Source organism: Rhizobacter sp. P3_B12 (assembly GCF_056402895.1).
Window position 1 is genome coordinate 1 of the sequence record NZ_JBFUGN010000023.1, and the last position, 20,140, is coordinate 20,140.

At 66.2% G+C, this 20,140-nt stretch carries 19 protein-coding genes, 1 tRNA gene and 1 pseudogene; 8 read left to right on the forward strand and 13 right to left on the reverse strand.

All coding sequences use genetic code 11. The features are described 5' to 3' along the window. From AC1D01_RS02730 to AC1D01_RS02740, 3 genes are all read right to left on the reverse strand, one after another. The coding region (locus tag AC1D01_RS02730) for an RNase adapter RapZ (protein ID WP_477864557.1) at positions 1 to 337 on the reverse strand (337 nt) is incomplete at its 3' end. After that, positions 334 to 2,034 (reverse strand): DNA repair protein RecN, encoded by a 1,701-nt coding sequence (recN, locus tag AC1D01_RS02735; protein WP_477864558.1) that lies wholly within the window; start codon positions 2,032 to 2,034, stop codon positions 334 to 336. The genes recN and AC1D01_RS02730, both read right to left, overlap by 4 nt. Before the next feature lie 7 nt (positions 2,035 to 2,041). Then, positions 2,042 to 2,914, reverse strand: a complete 873-nt coding sequence (locus AC1D01_RS02740) for an NAD kinase (protein WP_477864559.1) — start codon at positions 2,912 to 2,914, stop codon at positions 2,042 to 2,044. 68 nt (positions 2,915 to 2,982) lie between these two features. Between AC1D01_RS02740 and hrcA the strand changes: the two genes are divergently transcribed. Together hrcA and AC1D01_RS02750 are read left to right on the forward strand one after the other, a co-directional pair. Then, positions 2,983 to 4,005, forward strand: a complete 1,023-nt coding sequence (gene hrcA / locus AC1D01_RS02745; RefSeq protein WP_477864560.1) for a heat-inducible transcriptional repressor HrcA — start codon at positions 2,983 to 2,985, stop codon at positions 4,003 to 4,005. Positions 4,006 to 4,075: 70 nt separating this feature from the next. Beyond that, a tRNA-Ile gene (locus AC1D01_RS02750) sits at positions 4,076 to 4,152 on the forward strand. Between the two features lie 27 nt (positions 4,153 to 4,179). On the opposite strand, the gene AC1D01_RS02755 is transcribed toward AC1D01_RS02750, so the two are convergent. The 5 genes and pseudogenes from AC1D01_RS02755 to AC1D01_RS02775 form a co-directional block, all read right to left on the reverse strand. After that, positions 4,180 to 5,214, reverse strand: coding sequence for a tyrosine-type recombinase/integrase (locus tag AC1D01_RS02755; RefSeq protein WP_489740378.1), 1,035 nt, complete (start codon positions 5,212 to 5,214; stop codon positions 4,180 to 4,182). 74 nt (positions 5,215 to 5,288) lie between these two features. Then, a pseudogene (locus tag AC1D01_RS38395) lies at positions 5,289 to 5,414 on the reverse strand (helix-turn-helix domain-containing protein); the annotation flags it as partial. A gap of 21 nt (positions 5,415 to 5,435) precedes the next feature. Next, a complete protein-coding gene (locus AC1D01_RS02765) occupies positions 5,436 to 5,738 on the reverse strand; it encodes a helix-turn-helix transcriptional regulator (RefSeq protein WP_477864562.1) in 303 nt (100 codons plus the stop codon). Then, a complete protein-coding gene (locus AC1D01_RS02770; RefSeq protein ID WP_477864563.1) occupies positions 5,731 to 6,060 on the reverse strand; it encodes a hypothetical protein in 330 nt (109 codons plus the stop codon). The genes AC1D01_RS02765 and AC1D01_RS02770 overlap by 8 nt, the downstream gene beginning before the upstream one ends. Positions 6,061 to 6,081: 21 nt before the next feature. Next, positions 6,082 to 6,681, reverse strand: a complete 600-nt coding sequence (locus tag AC1D01_RS02775; protein WP_477864564.1) for an HD domain-containing protein — start codon at positions 6,679 to 6,681, stop codon at positions 6,082 to 6,084. Between the two features lie 85 nt (positions 6,682 to 6,766). On the opposite strand from AC1D01_RS02775, the gene AC1D01_RS02780 reads away from it, so the two are divergent. Both AC1D01_RS02780 and AC1D01_RS02785 read left to right on the forward strand, forming a co-directional pair. Further along, entirely contained in the window at positions 6,767 to 7,606 is an 840-nt protein-coding gene (locus tag AC1D01_RS02780) for a terminase gpA endonuclease subunit (RefSeq protein ID WP_477864565.1), read from the forward strand. Next, positions 7,603 to 7,941 carry a Mor transcription activator family protein gene (locus tag AC1D01_RS02785; protein WP_477864566.1) on the forward strand — a complete coding sequence of 113 codons (339 nt, stop codon included), beginning with the start codon at positions 7,603 to 7,605 and terminating at the stop codon, positions 7,939 to 7,941. Before AC1D01_RS02780 ends, AC1D01_RS02785 begins: the two co-directional genes overlap by 4 nt. A gap of 153 nt (positions 7,942 to 8,094) precedes the next feature. On the opposite strand, the gene AC1D01_RS02790 is transcribed toward AC1D01_RS02785, so the two are convergent. From AC1D01_RS02790 to AC1D01_RS02800, 3 genes are all read right to left on the reverse strand, one after another. Further along, entirely contained in the window at positions 8,095 to 8,763 is a 669-nt protein-coding gene (locus AC1D01_RS02790; protein WP_477864567.1) for a response regulator transcription factor, read from the reverse strand. Continuing rightward, on the reverse strand, positions 8,760 to 11,207 hold the full coding sequence (locus tag AC1D01_RS02795; RefSeq protein ID WP_477864568.1) for a PAS domain-containing sensor histidine kinase: 2,448 nt from the start codon (positions 11,205 to 11,207) through the stop codon (positions 8,760 to 8,762). The genes AC1D01_RS02790 and AC1D01_RS02795 overlap by 4 nt, the downstream gene beginning before the upstream one ends. Positions 11,208 to 11,484: 277 nt before the next feature. Beyond that, positions 11,485 to 12,459 (reverse strand): alpha/beta fold hydrolase, encoded by a 975-nt coding sequence (locus AC1D01_RS02800; RefSeq protein ID WP_477864569.1) that lies wholly within the window; start codon positions 12,457 to 12,459, stop codon positions 11,485 to 11,487. A 185-nt stretch (positions 12,460 to 12,644) separates the two neighbouring features. On the opposite strand from AC1D01_RS02800, the gene AC1D01_RS02805 reads away from it, so the two are divergent. Both AC1D01_RS02805 and AC1D01_RS02810 read left to right on the forward strand, forming a co-directional pair. Further along, positions 12,645 to 13,391, forward strand: coding sequence for a response regulator transcription factor (locus AC1D01_RS02805; RefSeq protein WP_477864570.1), 747 nt, complete (start codon positions 12,645 to 12,647; stop codon positions 13,389 to 13,391). Then, positions 13,370 to 13,825: a DoxX family protein gene (locus AC1D01_RS02810; protein ID WP_477864571.1), complete on the forward strand. Its 456-nt coding sequence runs from the start codon at positions 13,370 to 13,372 to the stop codon at positions 13,823 to 13,825. The genes AC1D01_RS02805 and AC1D01_RS02810 overlap by 22 nt, the downstream gene beginning before the upstream one ends. On the opposite strand, the gene AC1D01_RS02815 is transcribed toward AC1D01_RS02810, so the two are convergent. Next, positions 13,795 to 14,262: a nuclear transport factor 2 family protein gene (locus tag AC1D01_RS02815; protein WP_477864572.1), complete on the reverse strand. Its 468-nt coding sequence runs from the start codon at positions 14,260 to 14,262 to the stop codon at positions 13,795 to 13,797. The genes AC1D01_RS02810 and AC1D01_RS02815 overlap by 31 nt on opposite strands. Positions 14,263 to 14,395: 133 nt before the next feature. On the opposite strand from AC1D01_RS02815, the gene AC1D01_RS02820 reads away from it, so the two are divergent. Then, positions 14,396 to 17,374, forward strand: a complete 2,979-nt coding sequence (locus tag AC1D01_RS02820; RefSeq protein ID WP_477864573.1) for a sensor histidine kinase — start codon at positions 14,396 to 14,398, stop codon at positions 17,372 to 17,374. Here the strand turns inward: AC1D01_RS02820 and AC1D01_RS02825 are convergent. Continuing rightward, positions 17,361 to 18,002, reverse strand: coding sequence for a response regulator (locus tag AC1D01_RS02825; RefSeq protein WP_477864574.1), 642 nt, complete (start codon positions 18,000 to 18,002; stop codon positions 17,361 to 17,363). The two genes, AC1D01_RS02820 and AC1D01_RS02825, sit on opposite strands and share 14 nt — an antisense overlap. Before the next feature lie 165 nt (positions 18,003 to 18,167). On the opposite strand from AC1D01_RS02825, the gene AC1D01_RS02830 reads away from it, so the two are divergent. Further along, on the forward strand, positions 18,168 to 20,140 hold a 1,973-nt coding region (locus AC1D01_RS02830; protein WP_477864575.1), incomplete at its 3' end, for an amidohydrolase.

The window sequence follows — 20,140 nt, forward strand, 5'->3', positions numbered from 1 at the left end:
CGGTGTTCGAATCGAGGAACACCGAGCGGATCGCGGTGCCCTCGGCGCGCAGCTCGGCGATCAGCGGCAGCAGGTGCGGGAGCGAGCCGGCGCTGCGCACGTCGACGGCGATCGCGACGCGGCGCATCGAGCGCTCGTGCTCGAGCCGCAGGAAATCGCGCAGCAGCTCGGGCGGCAGGTTGTCGACGCAGAAGAAGCCGGCGTCTTCGAGCGCATGCAGTGCGACCGACTTGCCGGAGCCGGAGATGCCGGTGACGAGCACGACCTCGTTCGGCGACACCACGGACGGCGGCGCCGGCTCGGCCGGCGCCACGGCATCGGGCGGCAGCGCGCTCATGATTTCTTGCGGCCGCGCGGTGCCGAGGGCGCCACGGCTTCGGCCGCCACCGACAGCATCTCCTGCGCATGCGCGAGGCTGGTGCCGGACATGCGCTCGCCGCCCAGCATGCGGGCGATCTCGGCGACGCGCACCTCGCCGGCGACGGCGTGGATGTCGCTGTGCGTGCTGCCGGCCTCGGTGCGCTTCGAGACGACGAAATGGTGGTCGGCGCAGGCGGCGACCTGCGGCAGGTGAGTGACGGCCAGCACCTGGCGGTCGCGGCCCAGCTGCTTCATCAGCCGGCCGACGGTGTCGGCCACCGCGCCGCCGACGCCGGAATCGATCTCGTCGAAGATCAGCGTGCCGGCGGCATCGCTGCCTTGCGCAAGCTGGCTGGTCGTCACCGCGATCGCGAGCGCGATGCGCGACAGCTCGCCGCCCGACGCCACCTTGCCCATCGGCCGCGGCGTGCTGCCGGCGTGGCCGGCGACGAGGAACTCGGCCGATTCGAGACCGAAGGATTGCGGCGCGTCCTGCGCGGTCAGTGCGACGTCGAAGCGGCCGCCGGCCATGCCGAGTTGCTGCATCGCCTGCGTGACGGCGGCGGCCAGCTTCGGGGCAGCCGCCTTGCGCGTGGCGGAGACGCGCTTCGCCTCGGCGTTGAACGCGGCATGCGCCTGCGCGAGCGCCGATTCGAGCGCATCGAGGTCGGTGGCGGCGTCGAGCGCGCGCAGTTCATCCTTCCACTGGTCGAGCAGCGCCGGCAGCTCGGCCGGGGCGCGGCGGTAGCGGCGCGCGAGGCTGACCCAGGCCGACAGGCGATCGTCGAGCTCCTGCAGGCGCTCGGGTTCGAGCTCGGTGTGGTGCAGGTARCCGCTGAGCGTGTGCGCCGCATCCTGCAGCTGCGCCTGCGCGCTCTGCAGCACCTCGGCCACCGCGGCGAGGCGGGCGTCGAACTCGGCGACGTTGCCGAGCGCGTCGGCGGCGCCGCTGGTCAGCGATTCGGCGTTGACATCGGCCTCGCTCAGCGCGTCGAGCGCGCTGCGGGCGGCGTCCATCAGCGCCTGCGAGTTCGACAGCCGCTGGTGGTCGGCATTCAGCGTCTCCCACTCGTCGGCTTCCGGGCCGAGCTTGTCGAGCTCGCCGATCTGCCAGGCCAGGCGTTCGCGCTCGCGCTCCAGGTCGGCCTGCTGGCTGCGGGCGGTGTCGAGCGCATCGCCGGCCGCTTTCCAGCGCGACCACACGGCGCCGAGCGGCGCGACATCGACGCCGGCGTACGCATCGAGCAGCGCACGCACCGATGCGCTGCGCGTGAGGCTCTGCCAGGCGTGCTGGCCGTGGATGTCGACCAGGTGATCGGCCGCCTCGCGCAGCTGCGCGACGGTGGCCGGGCTGCCGTTGACCCAGGCGCGGCTCTTGCCCTGCGCATCGATGACGCGGCGCAGCAACAGCGTGTCGGCGTTGTCGAAGCCGGCATCGTCGAGCCAGGCGGCGAGGCTCGCGGGCGCGTCGAACTCGGCGGTGATGTCGGCGCGGGCCGCGCCTTCGCGCACCACACCGGCATCGCCGCGGCTGCCGAGCGCGAGCTGCAGCGCATCGATCAGGATCGACTTGCCAGCACCGGTCTCGCCGGTCAGCACCGAGAAGCCGCCGGCCAGTTCGACCTCGAGCGAGGTCACGATGACGAAGTCGCGCAGCGCGAGGCGTTTCAGCATGGTGTGTTCAGAGTCCGGCGTTCCAGTGGAGCTTGCCGCGAAGGGTGGCGTAGTAGCTCCAGCCGCGCGGGTGCAGGAAGCGCACCTGGTGCGCCGAGCGGCGCACGATGATGCGGTCGCCGTGCAGCAGGCTCGCGAGGCTTTGCATGTCGAAACTGACGCTCGCATCGCGGCCGGCGACGATCTCGATGCAGATCTCGCCGATGTCGGGCAGCACGATCGGGCGGTTGGAGAGGTCGTGCGGCGCGATCGGCACCAGCACCCAGCCGGCGATGCCCGGGTGCAGGATCGGGCCGCCGGCCGACAGCGCGTAGGCGGTGGAGCCGGTGGGCGAGCCGACGATCAGGCCGTCGGCGCGGTGGTTGGCGACGAATTCGTCGCCGATGTCGATCTTGAGCTGCACCATGCTGGCGGTGGCGCCGCGGCTGACGACCACGTCGTTCATCGCGATGCCTTCGAAGATCACGCGGCCGTCGCGCCAGACGCCGCCTTCGAGCATGGTGCGGCGTTCTTCTTCGTAGTCGCCGGCGATCATCGGGGCGAGGGCTTCCTCGAACTGGTCGATCGGCAGGTCGGTGATGAAGCCCAGGCGGCCCTGGTTGATGCCCACCAGCGGCAGGTTGAAGCGGGCGAGCTGGCGGGCGATGCCGAGCATGGTGCCGTCGCCGCCGACGACGACGGCCAGGTCGCAGTGCTGGCCGAGCTGCTCGGGCGTGAGCGCCGGGTAGTCGGTCATGCCGGTGTTGTGCGCCGTCTCGGCTTCGAGCGAGACCTCGAGGCCTTGCCGGCCCAGAAATTGCGCAATGTCCTGCAGCACCCCGCGCATTCCGAGGGCCTGGTACTTTCCCACCAGTGCTGCGTGTCGAAAACGGGTCGGCATGCGCGGGATTACACCACAGGGCCCCCTGGGAACCGGGGCAGGAAAGGGCCTCGCGCCTACAATGAACCATGCTGGACGAGCGAGCCAAAACACTGCTGAAAGCGCTGGTCGAACGCTACATCGCCGACGGACAACCGGTGGGGTCGCGCACGCTGTCGCGCGCCTCCGGGCTGGACCTGTCGCCGGCCACCATCCGCAACGTGATGGCCGACCTGGAGGATCTGGGGCTGATCGCGAGCCCCCACACCAGCGCGGGGCGCATCCCGACGGCGCGTGGTTACCGGTTGTTCGTCGACACGATGCTGACTGCGCAACCGCTCGACCTGGCGCGTGCGACGCCCGCGATGGAGCAGCCGCAGCTGCATCCCGACCAACCGCAGCGCGTGATCGCGAACGCGGCGCAGCTGCTGTCCAGCCTGTCGAGCTTCGTCGGCGTGGTGACGGCGCCGCGCAAGGCGAGCGTGTTCCACCACATCGAGTTCCTGCGGCTGTCGGAGCGGCGGGTGCTGGTGATCCTGGTGGCGCCCGACGGTGACGTGCAGAACCGGGTGATCTTCACCGCGCAGGACTACACGCAGAGCCAGCTGATCGAGGCCAGCAACTACCTGACGGCGCAGTACGCGGGCCTGACGATCGAGGAGGTGCGCGAGCGGCTGAAGAGCGAGGTCGATGCGCTGCGCGGCGAGATCGCGGCGCTGATGCAGGCGGCGGTGCAGGCCGGCAGCGAGGCGATGGCCGACAGCCAGGAGCAGGTGGTGATCTCCGGCGAGCGCAACCTGCTGACGGTGCAGGATTTCAGCAGCGACATGGGCTCGCTGCGCAAGCTGTTCGACCTGTTCGAGCAGAAGACGCAGCTGATGCGGCTGCTCGACGTGAGCAGCCGCGCCGAGGGCGTGCGCATCTACATCGGCGGCGAGAGCATGGTGGTGCCGTTCGAGGAGCTCTCGGTGGTGTCGGCGCCGTACGAGGTGAATGGGCAGGTGGTGGGCACGTTGGGTGTGATCGGGCCGACGCGGATGGCGTACGACCGGATGATCCAGATCGTCGACATCACGTCGCGGCTGGTGAGCAACGCGCTGAGCCAGAAGTAGCCGGAAACAGGTCCGTTCGGCTGCCTGGTGCCGCGTGGTGGGCACCTACAATCGGCGCTCCTCTCCCGAGGGGCCGTTAGCTCAGTTGGTCAGAGCAGAGGACTCATAATCCTTTGGTCGTTGGTTCAAGTCCAACACGGCCTACCAATACGATCAAGGACTTAGCGTTGTTTGCTAGGAGCCCCGATCTTCCGGCGTAGCCGCAGCGTAACCAAAGAACGCATCCAACCGCAGGGCCGCGCCTTGCAACGCTTCCGGCGCTACGTGCGCATACCGCTCGACCATTGCGCCGGTTTTCCAGCCGCCGAGCCGCTGTAGCTCATGGGTTGGCGTTCCAGCCTGTCGATGCCATGTAGCGAAGGTGTGCCGCAAGTCGTGCCATCGGAAGTCCTGGATGTCGGCCCGTTGGAGCGCCGACTTCCACGCCTTCGTGTTGACCTGGCCGATTGGCTGTCCGCGAAAGGTGAACACCCTGGTGGGGTGCCGGCCAACCTGCTTGCGGATCACGGCCAGTGCCATCTCATTCAGCGGTGCGGAGTGCGGCTTGCCATTCTTGTGCTTGCTGCCGGGAATCCAGGCATGGTGCCGCCCAAGATCAACGAACTGCCACTCCAGCCCCATCACGTTGCCTTGGCGAAGGCCGGTCGCCACGGCGAAGGTGGCCATGTCAGCCAGGTGCTCGGGTAGCTGTTGAAGAAGGCATTCGAACTCAGCTTGCGTCAGTGAACGGACTCGGCCCTCGGCCTCTTTGAACAGCTTGAACTTCGGCACTCGTTCAATCCATTCCCACTCATCACATGCCCGCCGCAGGATGGCGCGCATCAAAGCGAGATAGCGATTCACCGTGCCTGGGGCGACATCCCGTTCGCGCGCGAACTTGATGCGATCGATCAGCGTTCGATCAATGTCGTCGAGTTGCTTGCCTCCCAGGTATGGATCGAGCCAGCGAAGCTTCGCCTTGTCTCCTTCGTGGGTGGCCTTGTGCTTCGTTTCCAGAAGCCACCGCACGACCGCTTCTTCCCACGTGTGTCGAGGCTTTACCCCGAGCCGGTCCTGCTCCCATCGGGCTGCGGCGAGTTGGTCGTGGACCTGCTGCGCCTGCCGTTTGTCGGTAGTCCCAGTGCTTTGCTGTAGAGGCTTCGATTCACCGCGGATGGGCGGCAACTTGACCCACCAAAATGGCGAATCCTTTCGTCTGTAGAGCGACATTCAGTTTTCTCCTGAAGATCGACCACGGACACGCGCGCAGTGGATTGTGTCACCAGGTGCTCGATGAGCAGGCGCTCGACGAAGACCCAGGAGCGTCCTACCTTGCAGGCCGGCACGGAGCCGGCACGTGCCATTCGTTGAAGCGTCTTCGGGTGAACCTTGAACAGCTGTGCGGCTTCCGCGAGGTCGAGAGTTGTCAAATGGTGTGCTCGGTGTCTTCGTTAGGCGCGCGGCGACCGGGATGCAATGACTCGGTCGGAGATCCAGCGATTCACGTCGGCCTCGCGCCACGCGACAGCGCGTCCCGCCAAGGTGAACGACGCAGGAAAACTCCCCTGTTTGACCAGGACGTAAAGAGTGGTGTTGCCGAGTCCGGTGCGCGCGAGAACTTCAGGCTTTCGGATGAGGCGGTCTTGTGCGGTGGCGAGGTAGTGTTGATTGTTCTTGCTCATGCTTTGGTGCTCGTTGTGGAATTTGAGGGGTGTGGTTGCCCATCCGCCGGACTGGCGGTCGGGTTCATTCATCGATGGCGACGAGGTTGCCGAAATCGTCGATCAGCGCGTAGAGGTAGACACGGCGGCCGCAGAGGGTGGTGGAGACGCGCCATGCGTCAGCGCGGCAGGACCCGCCGCACGCGCGCATGCGAAACCATGAGCTGTCGTGCAACTTGCCGAAGTCAGAGGTGGGTCCGAAGTAGATCCGGTCGAGATCGTCTTCCCAGTGCGACAGGTGTCCGGCGACGCGCGAGCCGACGATTGGCGCGCGACGGCGCCGGCTCGTGGGTGCGCGATGCGCAAGGGGTCTGGTGGTCGACTTGCTAGGCGAGGTGCTGTGATGGGTTTCCATGCGGCGATCCTGGTTCGATGCTCAGCGGCCGAGCTGGCGCGCCAGCTGCTGGCGTTGGAAGTCGAGGGAGTCGGCTCGCTCGATGAATGCGTTGCGCCAGGCGCTCCAAGGCGTGTCGCGGCAGCCGGGCGACATCAGGTTCACCCAGGTGACGGGCTGCACGCCTGCGAGTACCGGCCACGGCGTGGTGGACGCGGGCAGCAGCTGTGCGCGCTCGGTAGCCAGCGCCATCAGGTCGGCTTGCTTGATCGCCTTGGCATGCGTGGCGTTGGCGACGTTGAGCGCGAAGCCGTTGCGGATGACGCGGGCGAAGCGATCCTCCAGCGTGTGCCATGTGGCGCCCACCTCGTCCTTCACGGGTGAGGCGAGGTCGTTGACGAAGGCTTCGTGGGCGTCGTGCATTAGCGCGGCTAACTGACCGTGCACGTCGAGGTTGAACTCGCGCTCGGCGATCTTGCAGACGAGCAGCGAGTGCTCTGCGACGCTGTACGGGCGGCAGGTGGCGCCGGTGAAGCGGTTGATGAGGCTGAGGTGGTGCGCGATCGTGCGCAGGTTGATGCAGCCGGGTTGGGGATGCAGCAGCGACACCTCATTGCCTGTGGCAGTGGTGATCCAGGTCATGGGAATCTCAGAGTGAGGTCGCGCGCCTCGCGCGCGACGGATGTGATTGCCGCCTATCCGTGCAATCCAGGAAAGCTCATGCGATTTGCGTCAGGCCCGCACCAACCGCCCGCGGCCCGCGCGAGCGCGACTTGAGCCTGTCGATGCACTTTGGCGCTGGGATGGCTGCAGCGGAGATCTGAAGCTGGATCCGGCGATCAAGGCGACCTACCGGCACGTGTGCGGCGTCGAGATGTCGGCCGACGCGGTGGCGATCGACACGGGCGGGCACTTCACGCACCAGTGCTATGTCTTCGTGCGCAACCGGCCGAACCAGAATCTGTACGCCGTGAAGGGCGAGACACGGCTCGGCCGGCCGATCAAGAGCGCCAGCGTGCTGGTCGACGTGAACGAGCGCGGCAAGACGATCCGTAAGGGCGTGCGGCTGTGGCACGTCGGCACCGACACGGCGAAGGACTTGCTCTACGGCCGGCTGCAGGTCAGCCAGCCCGGGCCGGGCTACGTGCACTTCGCGCGCGAGCTGACGGCCGAGTTCTACGACCAGCTCACGGCCGAGAGCCGGATGCTCGTGAAGACCGGCCGCGGCGAGGAGCACCGCTGGCTGAAGCCGGCCGGCAAGCGCAACGAGAAGCTGGATTGCACGGTSTACGCGCTGTTCTGCGCGCAGATGCTCGGGCTGCACACGCTCAGCGACAAGCTGTGGGCGCGGCTGGAAGCCGGACTGGAGCCAGACCTGTTCGCCGGCGGCGGTGCGCCCGCGCCGAATCCGGGGAGCGATCCGCCAGTGCATACGTCTGCACAACCAAGCGCGGTGGCCGCGGCGCCGCCTCCGCCAGCGCCGCCACCTACAGCTCGACCACCAACCGTCCGTCCCATCGGCCCGAACTCTTTCATCGTCAGCGATTCTTGGAGCAGCCGCCTGTGAGCCAACCGACCTTCCAGCACCAGCAGCAACCCCGTCCCGATGCCCACGAGATCAAGGCCGACGCCGCCACGCAGTGGGTGTTCGACATGACCGAGATCCTGCGCGATGACCTGGCGTTCCAGGAACCGTGGGCAAGTGCCATCGCGCACGAGATCGTGCAGGGCATGCGCGCGCGGTTTGGCGGTGACGATGTCTACGTGCCGGCGCCGGACAAGTCGGCGCGCGATGAGCGCGTGCGGGAGATGTTCAACGGCAGGAACATCAAGCAGCTGATGCAGCTGTTCGGACTAGCGCGGTCTACGGTTTACCGGATCGTTGGTCAGCGAGGGCAGTAGCGTCCGCTGAACACGTGTCAGGGTTCGCATTTCTAAGTGACCTGTTTAGGCTATCGCATGTTCGGCCGGAACAATGGCCTACCACACCGCCGGGATCTCGGCCCCTCTTGTCTCAAAGAGGCAGGTCCAGGCAACGCAGCAAAGCACCAAGTGCTACTGGCGTCCGACGGTGCCGGCCTCAACTCCCCGATCATTGCCACATCGGCCGAGCAAGTCCGCCATCCTGACGAGTTCCGGGACCGAGGCCGCCTTCATCTTGCGCATGACCTGACCGCGATGGAGCTTTACGGTAGCTTCGGTGACATTGACTCTTTCGGCAATCTGCTTGTTCAGCAGCCCAGCGGTGACGAGTGCCATGACTTGGCGCTCGCGTTCTGTGAGCAGAGCGTGTCTTGAACGCAGTGCCGCGATGCGCTCGACGTCACCACGCCTTTGGGTCGTCAGCTTGATGGCGCGATTGACCGCATCCAGCAGATCCTGCTCGCGCACCGGCTTGGTGAGGACATCGACCGCGCCTGCCTTCATTGCTCGCACGGCCATCTCTACGTCGACGTGGCCACTGATGAGTACGACCGACTGCGCAGCGCCGCTTCGCGCCAGCGCCTCTTGGAATTCAAGACCGCTTTGCCCGGGCAGCCGGATGTCGAGCACGATGCAGGACGGTCCGTGGGGTGGCTCGGCGGCCAGGAAGGCTTGCACGGAGCCATAGGTTCTAGTCAGGAGCCCAACCGATTCGAAGAGGCCGCGCAGCGCCTCGCACACGCTGGTGTCATCATCGATCACGACGACGGTCGCCGGCTGGTCGTCCGGACGCTTAATCATCGAGCCGCTCCCGCAGCCAGGGGAACGGTGAAGCTGAAGGTGCTGCCGCGTGGAGAATGGTTCGAGGCAGAGATCGATCCCCCATGGGCCTGGACGATGGACCGGCAGATCGACAAGCCCATGCCGATGCCTCCCGCCTTGGTGCTGAAGAAGGCTTCGAAGATCCGATCCATGTGATCCTGCTCGAGACCCGTGCCCGTGTCCTGAACGCTGACCCGGGCGAACCTGTCGGGGCCGGCCGCACTGCGGATCGTCAGTTGCCCACCTATCCGTACTCCAACCCCGTCGGGCTCGGTCATCGCCTCCACGCTGTTCATCACTAGATTCAGCAGCACCTGCTGCAGCTGCGTGCGATCGCCGAGCACGATCGGGGCCTCAGGTCCGGCCTGGAAACTCGCATCGATGCCGCGGCGCCGAAACTCGCCGTTCAACACCAGCAGCACCTCCCGGATCGCTTCGTGCAGATCGGTCGGCATCATCCGCGTGGGTTCCTTGCGCGCCAATGCGCGAATGCTTGCGACGATCTCCCCGGCGCGATGCCCGTCCCGGACAACGCGTTCGGCGGCCTGCCGCGCGCGAACCGCGTCGAACTGCTTCTCATCGAGCCAGCGCAGGCAGGTCCCCGCGTTGGTGACGATCGCCATCAGCGGCTGGTTGACCTCGTGCGCGATCGAAACCGCCAATTCGCCCAAGGTGGTAACTCGCGAGACCCGGGCAAGCTCACTCTGGCTGCGGCGCAGTTCTTCTTCGGCGCGCTTGCGGTCTTCGATCTCGATGAGCGCGCCGTACCATTTCACGACAGCGCCGTGGGCGTCCAGTAGCGGGCACTGCCGCAAGGTGAACCATCGGTACTCGCCGTCCGCACGCAGAATGCGCGCGTCGACTTCCTCGCCGCGCTTGCTGGAACGTACGCGATCCCAGATGCTGCGCATGGCCTCAAGATCGTCCGGGTGGAAGATGCGGTAGAAGCCTTCGCCCATCACGTCTTCGAATAGAAGACCGCAGAAGTCGAGCAGGTTCTTGCTCCAGAAGTCGACCTCGCCATCTGCCGTGGCCGACCATGCCATCGCGGGAATCGTGTCGATGATCAACTTGAGCCGGTGCTCGCTCGCCTTGAGTGCATCCTCGGCGCGCTGCAGTTCTTCGAACTCCACGTTCGCGCCGACCCAGCGCACCACGCCGTTCGCATCGGTGATCTTCTGGCCGGCGAAATAGAACCAGCGGTACTCCCCATCGAATCGCCGAATGCGTCCCTTCAAGCCCAACTGGTCCTTCGTCGCGAGGCAGTCCTTCCATATGTCCACCATGCCTTCTACATCGTCGGGGTGGTAGAAGTCGAGGAAGCCCCACTCGAGGATCTGTTCGGGTTCGACGCCGACATAGGCGGCCCACTGTCGGTTCACGAATTCCGCCGAGCCATCCGGTCGGGCCACCCATGCGAGCACCGGAAGCGAGTCGATGATGAGGCGAAGGTTCTGCTCGCTGGCGAGAAGTGCCGACCTGGCTTCCTCCAGGGCGTTCTCGGCGCGCTTGCGGTCTTCGATGTCCAGCACGACGCCGTACCACTTCACGACCTTGCCCTGCGAGTTCAGCAGGGGGTTCTGCCGCAGCGTGCACCATCGGTAGTGGCCATCGGCACGCCGGAGCCTGCCTTCGACTTCCCGCGAGCGCTTCGATGCCATGATTTCCTGCCAGGTGGACAGCAGTGCGGCCACGTCCTCCGGATGAAAGATGCGATAGAAGCCAAGCCCGAGGATTTCGTCGGCAGGCAGCCCGACGAAGTCCACGAAATGCTGGTTGCAAAAATCCAGCATGCCGTCCGAAGTCGCCGACCATGCGATGGCCGGGATGGTGTTGATGATGAGGTTGAGCCGCCATTCGCTTTCTGCGAGCGCCTCGCCCGTGGGCTTCTCGACGCGTGTATCAGCAGGCGGCCTGCGGTCAGTGAGCTCGCGGACCTCGCGGCACGCGAGGCTCGCCTGGGTCGCCGCGATTTTCAGGCGCAGCGACTCGAGACGTTGTGGAAACCCCGCTCGCCGGGAGCCTGTCACCAGCACGCCCATGCCGGCGATGTCGCCCATCGCGACGGCCACGACGGATAGCACGTCGCTGCCGAGCGACAGGGTTGATGGCCCGAGCTGCGGGTTGTCTGCAAGCCATTCATCGACCGAACGCCGGATGGTTTCGGGATCGTGCGCGGTTGCGGGCGTCTTGCCGGTGCGCAGGAAGATGTGCACCGTCTCGCTGAAGCGCAGTCCGGCGAAGTCCAGGTCCAGCATGTCGACCAACGTCTCCAGGACGTCTTCGACGATGGAGGTCGGGTCAAGTCCCTGCCACGTCGCAGGCAGGTGGGTCAGGTGCTCGATGTCGTCGTGGCACCGCTGCAGCTGCTGCTCTTCGGCGGCCGCACGGGACGGCGATGTGATGTGGGCGTGTGCACTCATGGCTCGACTGCGAGCGATGAGCATACCGCGCCGAAGGTGGGCATGAACCTCGACCAAGGTCGAGGAGCCTGCGACTTTCCGCGAGGGCAGGACGACCAACGGCCAATCCCGCGACCCCCGATCGTGGATTCTCGGCAGAGACGCTCGCGATTCGGGCCCGGGCAACGACCTCCAGTCAGCGATCGTCGATCAAAGGAGGATTGAGTGCGTGCAGCGCAGGGGAATAGGCTTCAGTGCCCGGACCAATGACCCTCTACGACGCGAGGCACGCATGCACCTATCGATCAACGAACATCTTCCGGATCTCTTGGGAGATCGGAAGCACGTCTTCTTCGAGCGCGAAGTGCCCCGTGTCGAGAAAGCGCAGTCGCGCGCTGGGAATGTCCCGAAGATAGGCGTGCGCACCCGCAGGAAGAAAGATCGGGTCGTTCCTGCCCCACACGATGAGCGTCTTCAGCGGGCGTGTTCGCATGAAGGCTTGCCAGTGCGGGTAGTCGATGACATTGCTGAAGTAGTCCGACATCAGGCCGATCTGGATTCTCTGGGCGTCGGGGTTCTCGAGGAGCCGTGCGTCCAGAGTCCATCCGGTGGGGTCGATGGACGCGAAGTCCCGGCTGCCGGTCCGGTACATGAACATCGTGAAGTCACGGGACACGAGCTGCTCGACCTGCCGGCGCCCTTCCGGGCTGAGGCCCTTCGCACGGGCGCGCATGCCGTCGAGCTGGTCCGTTGCAATGCCTTCGACATACGCGTTGGCGTTCTGGATGATCAGACCCTCGACCGCCGCCGGATTCTTCACGGCCATGCGAAAGCCCACGGGGCCGCCGAAGTCCTGCAGGTAAAGGGTGTAGCGCTGCAATCCAATCTGGGAGGCGAACGCAGCCATCACGTTGGCCAGGTTGTCGAACGTGGGCGTGAACGTCTCGGCAGAAGGGGCCTCGCTGAAGCCGGCGCCCGGGTAGTCGGGTGCCACCAGATGGAAGTCGTTCGAAAGCAGCGGAATCAGCTCCCGGTACATGTGCGAGGAAGAAGGAAAGCCGTGCAGCAGCAGCAGCGTCGGCTTGCGAGGGTCGCCCGCTTCGCGATAGAAGATCCGGATTCCTTTCACGACGGCCGTCCGGTACTGCACGCGCGACGTCTGCGGCGACTCGCCGGCCGATGCGGCGCGACCGGTCTGGCTGACGGCGCACGCGCCGAGGCAGCAGCTCAGGACGGCGGCAGCGAGTGCTCGCCAAAGAAGGTTCGAATGCATGGTTCGCAGCTTTCAGAGTTCGAGATGGCACATCGAACCGAGCCTATCCCGAGGCCATGCGCCATGCGCCCTTCCTGCGGCCTGTATGCAGATGGCCCGAGGGCGTAGGGCGCGCGCGCTACTGACTTCCGAGGCATTGAGATTTCACCGCAGTTAACTCGCGCTGGTTGCATCGGAAGACGACCATGCAGAAACCACATGAATGGAGCATTGCGATGTCTTCGAATACACCCACGGTGATAGAGCTGGCCCACAACGATCCCGTCATCGAGGCGGGGCTGCGCTACATCCTCGGCGCATGGCCCGAATTCGAGTTGCGGTCTGCGACCGATCTGGATTGCCCTGACCGGGTGCGCAGCGCGCCTGCCGACGTGTTCATCCTCGACCACGAAAGTGGTGTCCTTAGGGCAGCGAGCCTCCAGGCCGATTGCCGGCAGGGTGCCAAGCTGATGGTTGTCGCCATGAGGGGCCAGGAGCTCGAGGTGCGAAGCGCGCTGGAAGCAGGCATTCGCGGCTACGTGGTGGTCGGCTGCTCGGCGGACGAGATCGTGAGCGCCGCCCGGGCCGTGGCGTCCGGGCGTCGGTATCTGTGCAGCGCTGCGACGCTTCGCATGGTCGACAGCCTGTCGCGGCCGTCCCTGACCGTGCGAGAGGGTGAGGTGCTGGCGTTGGTTCGCCGTGGCCACAACAACAAGGAGGTGGCCCGATCGCTGGGGATCTCTGTGGGGACGGTCAAGGCACACATGCGCGGGCTTCTGTCGAAGCTTGGCGCGCGATGCAGAACCGAAGCGCTCTGGATCGCGTCGCAGCAGGGATTGGCCCCGCGTCCGTCGCACGCAGCATCCGCTCAACCCTCGGTGGCCGCCCGGATGCCGGCCACCGACATGAACAAGTTCCAAGGTGCACTCGAATGTTCGCGCGCGACCGTCTGAGCTGGAGGGATTCCCCCCAGGCGCGCGCTTTGCATCGACTCTGCCTGCTGCTGCTGTGCTCGGCTTACATCCAGGGCGGCCTGGAGAAGGCCCTGGATTTCGACGATGCCATCGCGGAGATGACCGCATTCGGCTTGAGGCCTGCGTGGTTGCTCGTGGTGGCGGCCATCGCTATCGAGCTGGCGGGTTCCGTACTGGTGCTTATCGGCCGCGGGCGCAGCGTAGGCGCGTTGCTGCTCGCAGCCTTTACGCTGGTCACGACGCTCATCGCGAATCGGTTCTGGGAGGCACAGGGCGTGCCACGCACGATGTTGACGCACGCCTTCTTCGAGCACCTCGGGCTGGCCGGTGCGCTCGTGCTTGTCGCCTGGAGCGACCGCCTCGAGCGCGACGCCGGTTTTCGTCAGAGTCCGAGGGCACTCAGGCCAGCGTGATCGTCTGGCCGCCGGCCGAGCGGCCAGAAGAACTTGCGGTCCGATTCCGCGATGGGGAGGTCGTTGATGCAGGCATACCGGTGGGCCATCAGGCCCGCCTCATTGAATTCCCAGTTCTCGTTGCCATAGCTGCGATACCAGTTCATCGAGTCGTCATGCCATTCGTAGGCGAAGCGCACGGCGATCCGATTGGCGTTGAACGCCCAGAGTTCCTTGATCAATCGGTACTCGAACTCGCGCTGCCATTTCCGTTGCAGCAGGGCCTGCGCGGCCGATCGCCCGGTCGCGAATTCCGAGCGATTCCGCCAACGGGTGTCCTCGCTGTAGGCCAGCGCCACGCGTGCCGGATCTCGTGTGTTCCAGCCATCTTCGGCCAAGCGGATCTTCTGGATCGCGGTGTCGCGCGAAAACGGAGGAAGTGGGGGACGTGTTTCCATGGAGGACACCTTGGTGTTGAAGTTAGAGTGGCTCCATCGTCGCCAGTCATTGGGACGCAGGCATCCGGCTGCGGGCTGGATGAACGCTGCACCTAAAGTCGGGGAGGAACCTGGATTCCTCGCATGGCGTGGGATGCTGCGCGCCTGCATCGTCATCGTGTTGTGCTGCCCCGCCGCCTGGGCCCTGCCGGCGCAATACGGCATCACGCAGCTGTATCACACCCGGTGGACCGCTCAGGATGGCGTGCCGACAGGCATCGAGGCCCTTGCCCAGACCCGCGATGGCTTTCTATGGTTGGGTACCTCCGGTGGACTGTTCCGCTTCGATGGCGTGCAGTTCGAGCGCTTCTCAGGCGCTGGTGGTGTCCCGCTCCTATCGCAGGACATTACCGGGTTGCATGTGGCCGCGGATGGCGGTCTGTGGATCGGGCATCACCTTGGCGGCGTGAGCCATCTGCTCGAAGGTCGCCTGGTCAACTACGGGCAGGCCCAGGGACTGCCGAGATCGTCCGTGGCGGGCATGGCGAAGGCAGGGGACGGCACCCTGTGGGCCGGGACGACCCGTGGGTTGTTTCGACTCGATGGTGGACGGTGGCAGCCGGCGAATGCCTCCTGGAAGGTTCCCGCGGATCCGGTGGACGAGATCCTCCTGGATCGCGATCGCACGCTGTGGATCATGAGCAATGAGCAGATCTTCTACCTTCGAGATGGAGCGAACCGGTTCGAGAAACTACCCGTCGCGGTGCCTCGCAGCAATTCCCAGACGCTGCTCCTCCATCCTGGCGGGGCAGCCATGGTGTGCACGTCCGAACGCGTGCGCACGCTGACATTGACCACGCCGCCCGTGTCCGGTGCCGTCGTCCCTGCATGGGCTGACCAGGGCATCGCGAACAGTGCGGATGCCCGGTGTGCCTTCGACCGCGAAGGCCACCTGTGGGTCGGAGGCGCCAAGGGTGCTGCGCGAGGTGAGGGAGCCGGATTCGTGCCCCTCACCGGTGAATCCGTCTCCCGGATACTCGAGGATCGCGAAGGGAACATGTGGTTCGCCACGCGCGGCGGACTCGACCGATTTCGCGCACCGGCGTTCCTGAAACTGCCGTTGGATGCGGGATCCAACGAGTTCTGGCTGGCACCCGCCGGTCAAGGCGGCGCATGGATCGGCACCGCCCTCGGGAACATTTTCCGTTCGCAGCGCGCCTCGCCGGAGCCGATCGGCTTCGGACATCTGGCCGGAACGGGACTCGCCGCCCTCTACAGCGACCCGTCGGGCACGCTGTGGGCGGCCGGGGGCGATTCGCTCTGGAAGCTTCGAGCCGATCGACGCTGGCAGCGGCTGGCGCATCGCGGAGCGCGCGCCTCTTCTTCCTTCAACTACGCCGGCATCCAGGCTATGACGCAGGACGCACAGGGTGCGATGTGGGTGTCCGTGCTTCGGGTCGGCGTCTATCGTGTGGTCGGCGAGGCGTGGACCTTGTGGGGAGGGCGCACGGACATGCCCACCCACAACGTGTCGGCCTTGTTCACCGACGCGCGGGGTCGCGTCTGGTTCGGCTATGACGACGGGGCGGTCACCGTCCTCGACGGCGATCGGCTCGCGGTGGTGCTGCCCGCGAGGGAATCTCCATCGCACCTGGCCCTAGGGTCAGTGGAGACGTTCGCGCAGCAGGCCGATGACCTCTGGATCGGGGCCGAAAGGGGCCTGTGGCGACTGACCGGCGACGCGATCCATCCTGTGACGGGACCGCGCGGTGCGTTCATCGGGGTCAAGGGCATCGTGCCCGGCCCGACAGGTGACCTGTGGGTGAGCACGGCGGACGGCATGGTTCACATCGCGGCCGAGGAACTGCAGCAGGCGTTTCACCGCCCTGAGCATCGCGTCCGACATGATCTGCTGGATTACCTGGACGGGCTGCCAGGAGTGCCCGAGACGGCGATGGGCAACGGCGGTCGTCTCTGGATCGCCACCGCGAACGGCGTGGTCTGGACCGACCCGACGCGCATGCCGCACAACACCATTGCGCCCACGGTGATCGTCAAGTCGATCACGGCGGACGGCCTCGCCCATGCATTCGATGCGGGCGACGCGACGCAGTTGCCGGTGCATACGCACGACCTGAAGATTGCCTACACCGCGCCGAGCCTCACGATGCCCGAGCGCGTGAGGTTCAGGTATCGCCTTGGCGACGAGCATGCCGAATGGCAGGACGCCGGCACCCACCGCGAGGCCAGCTTCAGGGACCTTGCGCCCGGCCGCTATCGATTCCAGGTGATCGCTGCCAACAATGACGGCTTGTGGAATGAATCCGGCGCGAGCGTGTCGTTCGTCATTCCTCCCACTTTCGTGCAAACGGGCTGGTTCATCGCGTTGTGTGCGGCTACGGCTGCGGCTGCCGTGTGCCTGCTGTTCTCATGGAGACTGCGCGCGGTCAAGGCACRCTTGCGGCTGCGCTGGGAGGTGCGGACGGTCGAGCGGGAGCGCATCGCCCGAGAACTCCATGACACCTTCCTGCAGGCCGTGCAGGGCCTGGTGATCCGGTTCCACGCGGCGATGGAACAGATTCCGCCGCACGAGCGCTCCCGGGACCTGATGCGCAACGCGCTTGATCTGGCCGACGAAGTGATCGCGGACGGACGGGATGCGGTGACGGACCTGCGGGGGGTGACAGGCACCTCGACGGATTTTGCCGATGGCCTGCAATTGGTAGGTGAGCGCTGGTCCGCAGACACAGGCGTTTCGTTTGCAATGCACATCGACGGTACGGCCCGCGAACTCGATCCGGTCTGCGTGCCGGAACTGCAGCGCATCGCCACCGAGGCCCTGAGCAATGCGTTCCGGCATGCGGCGGCCTCAGGCGTCCAGCTCGGCGTAGCCTTCGCATCGAGGCAGCTCAGGCTGCGAATCTCGGACAACGGCTGCGGCTTCGATCCGAAGCAGTTGCACGCCGGGCGCTGGGGCCTCGTCGGGATGCGAGAACGGGCGAATCGCCTGAGCGGGCGCCTGGGCGTCCACTCTGATGCACGTGGCACCACAGTCTCTCTGGAGGTCCCGGCCGGGATCGCCTACCGGCGCAGTCGCCGCGGGTGGCACAGATGGCCCGTCAGGGATCGATGATCCCGCGCCGCAGAGCGATCATGACCGCGTGCGTGCGGTCGCGCGCGGAGAGCTTGCTCATGATGCTTTTCATGTGGGACTTGACCGTGTCCTCGGTGACACGGAGCTCGCCGGCGACCCGCCGGTTCGAGTTGCCGGACGCGACCTGCTTTAACACGTCGAGTTCACGCACTGACAGTGGGTCATCGGTCAGATGCGCAGCCAACTCCGCGGCCACCTCGCAAGGAATCCAACGCTCGCCGGCATGGACGGATCGGATCGCGGCGAGAAGCTCGTTACGGATCATGCTCTTGAGCAGGTAGCCGCTGGCACCCGCTTGCAGCGAGCGGCGTGCCTGCGTATCGCCCCGGTAGGTCGTCAGCATCACGATGCGCGCGTCGGACCACTGTGCACGGATCGCCACCGTGGCGGCGACACCGTCGACTTCCGGCATCTGCAGGTCCATCAAGGTGACGTGGGGGCGGTGCTCAGCAAAGCGTTCGATCGCCTCGCGGCCGTTGCTCGCTTCGGCGACCACCCGCAGGCCGGGCTCCCTCTCGATCACGGCAGCGATGCCCTCGCGCATCAGGGGGTGATCGTCAACGACGAGCACCTTGATCGGCTGGCTCGTCTGGCCCACGGCGTGCATCGTGTGTCTCACTGGAGTCGAACGGTGGCGACGAGTTTACACACGGGGTCGGTGTGGCACCTGGGCCAAAGGGAGAGGACGCGGCGGCCCCACGGGTCGTGGCGGCAACGCGCGACAAGAGGCCCAATGGGTCGGCCCTCAACCCCGACATCCGGAGGATTCACCATGTCGAATCAAATCAATCAGCGCCCGGATCGGCGCGAGTTCCTGCAAGCGGCATCCCTGTTGGGCCTGACCGCGCTGGCCGGTCCGGTGGCCGCGCTGTCGCGCGACACGCGCGTCGCGCCGGATCTGGTTCTGTACAACGGACGCATCAGCACGCTGGACCCCGCACGACCCGACGCCAGCGCCGTGGCCATCAAGGACGGCATGGTGCTGGCGGTCGGCAGTGACGCCGAGCTGGTTCCCCTCGCCGATGCGCAGACCCGCGTCGTCGATGTCGAGCGGCGCCGTGTGATCCCCGGCCTGACCGACTCGCACACGCACGTGATTCGCGGCGGTCTCAACTACAACATGGAGCTGCGGTGGGATGGCGTGCGCAGCCTGCATGCGGCGCTCGAGATGCTGAAAGCCCAGGCGCGCGTGACGCCACCACCCCAGTGGGTGCGCGTCGTCGGCGGCTGGAACGACACCCAGTTCGTCGAGAAGCGCCTGCCGACGCTGAAGGAGATCAATGACGCGGCGCCCGACACGCCCGTCTTCGTGCTCAATCTCTACAACCAGGCCTTCCTGAACCGCGCCGCGCTGCGTGCGGTGGGCTACACGCGCGACACGCCACAACCGCCGGGCGCCATCATCGAACGCGACCACAAGGGCGAGCCCACCGGCCTGCTGCTGGCCGAGCCCAACGCCTTCTTGCTCTACAACACGCTGGCCAAGGGCCCGAAGCTGGACTTCGACGACCAGGTGAACTCCACGCTGCATTTCATGCGCGAGGAGAACCGGCTCGGGGTCACGTCGGTGGGCGATGCCGGTGGTGGCTTCCAGAACTACCCGGACGACTACGAGGTCATCGACAAGCTGGCCAGGGAGGGGCGGCTGACACTGCGCTTCGCCTACAACCTGTTCCCGCAGAAGGCGAAGGCGGAGCTCGACGACTTCCGGCGCTGGATCGCGACGGGCAAGCCCGGTGACGGCAGTGACATGTACCGCCTCAACGGCGCTGGCGAGATGCTGGCCTTCTCGGCCGCCGACTTCGAGGACCTGCTCGTGCCGCGGCCCGAGATGCCGACGACGATGGACGCCGACCTGGAGGGCGTGGTGCGTTTCCTCGCCGGCAACGGCTGGCCCTGGCGCATGCATGCCACGTACAACCAGACGGTCTCGCGCGCGCTCGACGTCTTCGAGAAGGTGCACCGCGACCTGCCCATCGACAAGCTGGGGTGGTTCTTCGACCACTGCGAGACGGTCACGCCGCAGAACCTGGAGCGCATCAGGAAGCTGGGTGGCGGCGTCGCGGTGCAGAACCGGATGTCGATGCAGGGCGAAGCCTTCATCCGCCGCTATGGCGTGTCGGCGGCTGCCGAGACGCCTCCGGTGAAACGCATGATCGAGATGGGCTTGCCGGTCACGCTGGGCACCGATGCGACGCGCGTCAACAGCTACAACCCCTGGCAGGCGCTCTACTGGCTCGTGTCGGGTCGCAGCATCGGCGGCAYGGTGCTCTACCCGGAAGAGCGCCGCCTGGATCGGCTGGCCGCGCTAGGGCTGATGACGGCCAACGGCGCCTGGTTCTCGCGCGACAGCGGCAGGAAGGGCGTGCTCAAGCCCGGGGCGCTGGGCGACGTGGCGGTGCTCGACCGCGACTACTTCGCCGTGCCCGAGGACCAGATCCAGGACATCGTGTCGGTGCTGACAGTCGTGGCAGGCAAGGTGGTGCACGGCGCGCAGCGCTTCATGGCGCTGGCCCCGCCGCTCCCGCCAGCGTCGCCCAGCTGGTCGCCGGTGCGAACCTTCGGCGGCTACCAGGCACGCAAGTTCACGCTGGGGGAGAGCGACCGGCGCTACCAGTACGCCGCGGCATGCGCGTGCCGTTCGGGTTGCGGGCTGCATGCGCATGACCACCTGAAGGCGGCCGGCACTCAGGTGCCGGCGGCTGACGCGCCCGCCTTCTGGGGGGCGCTCGGGTGCAGCTGTTA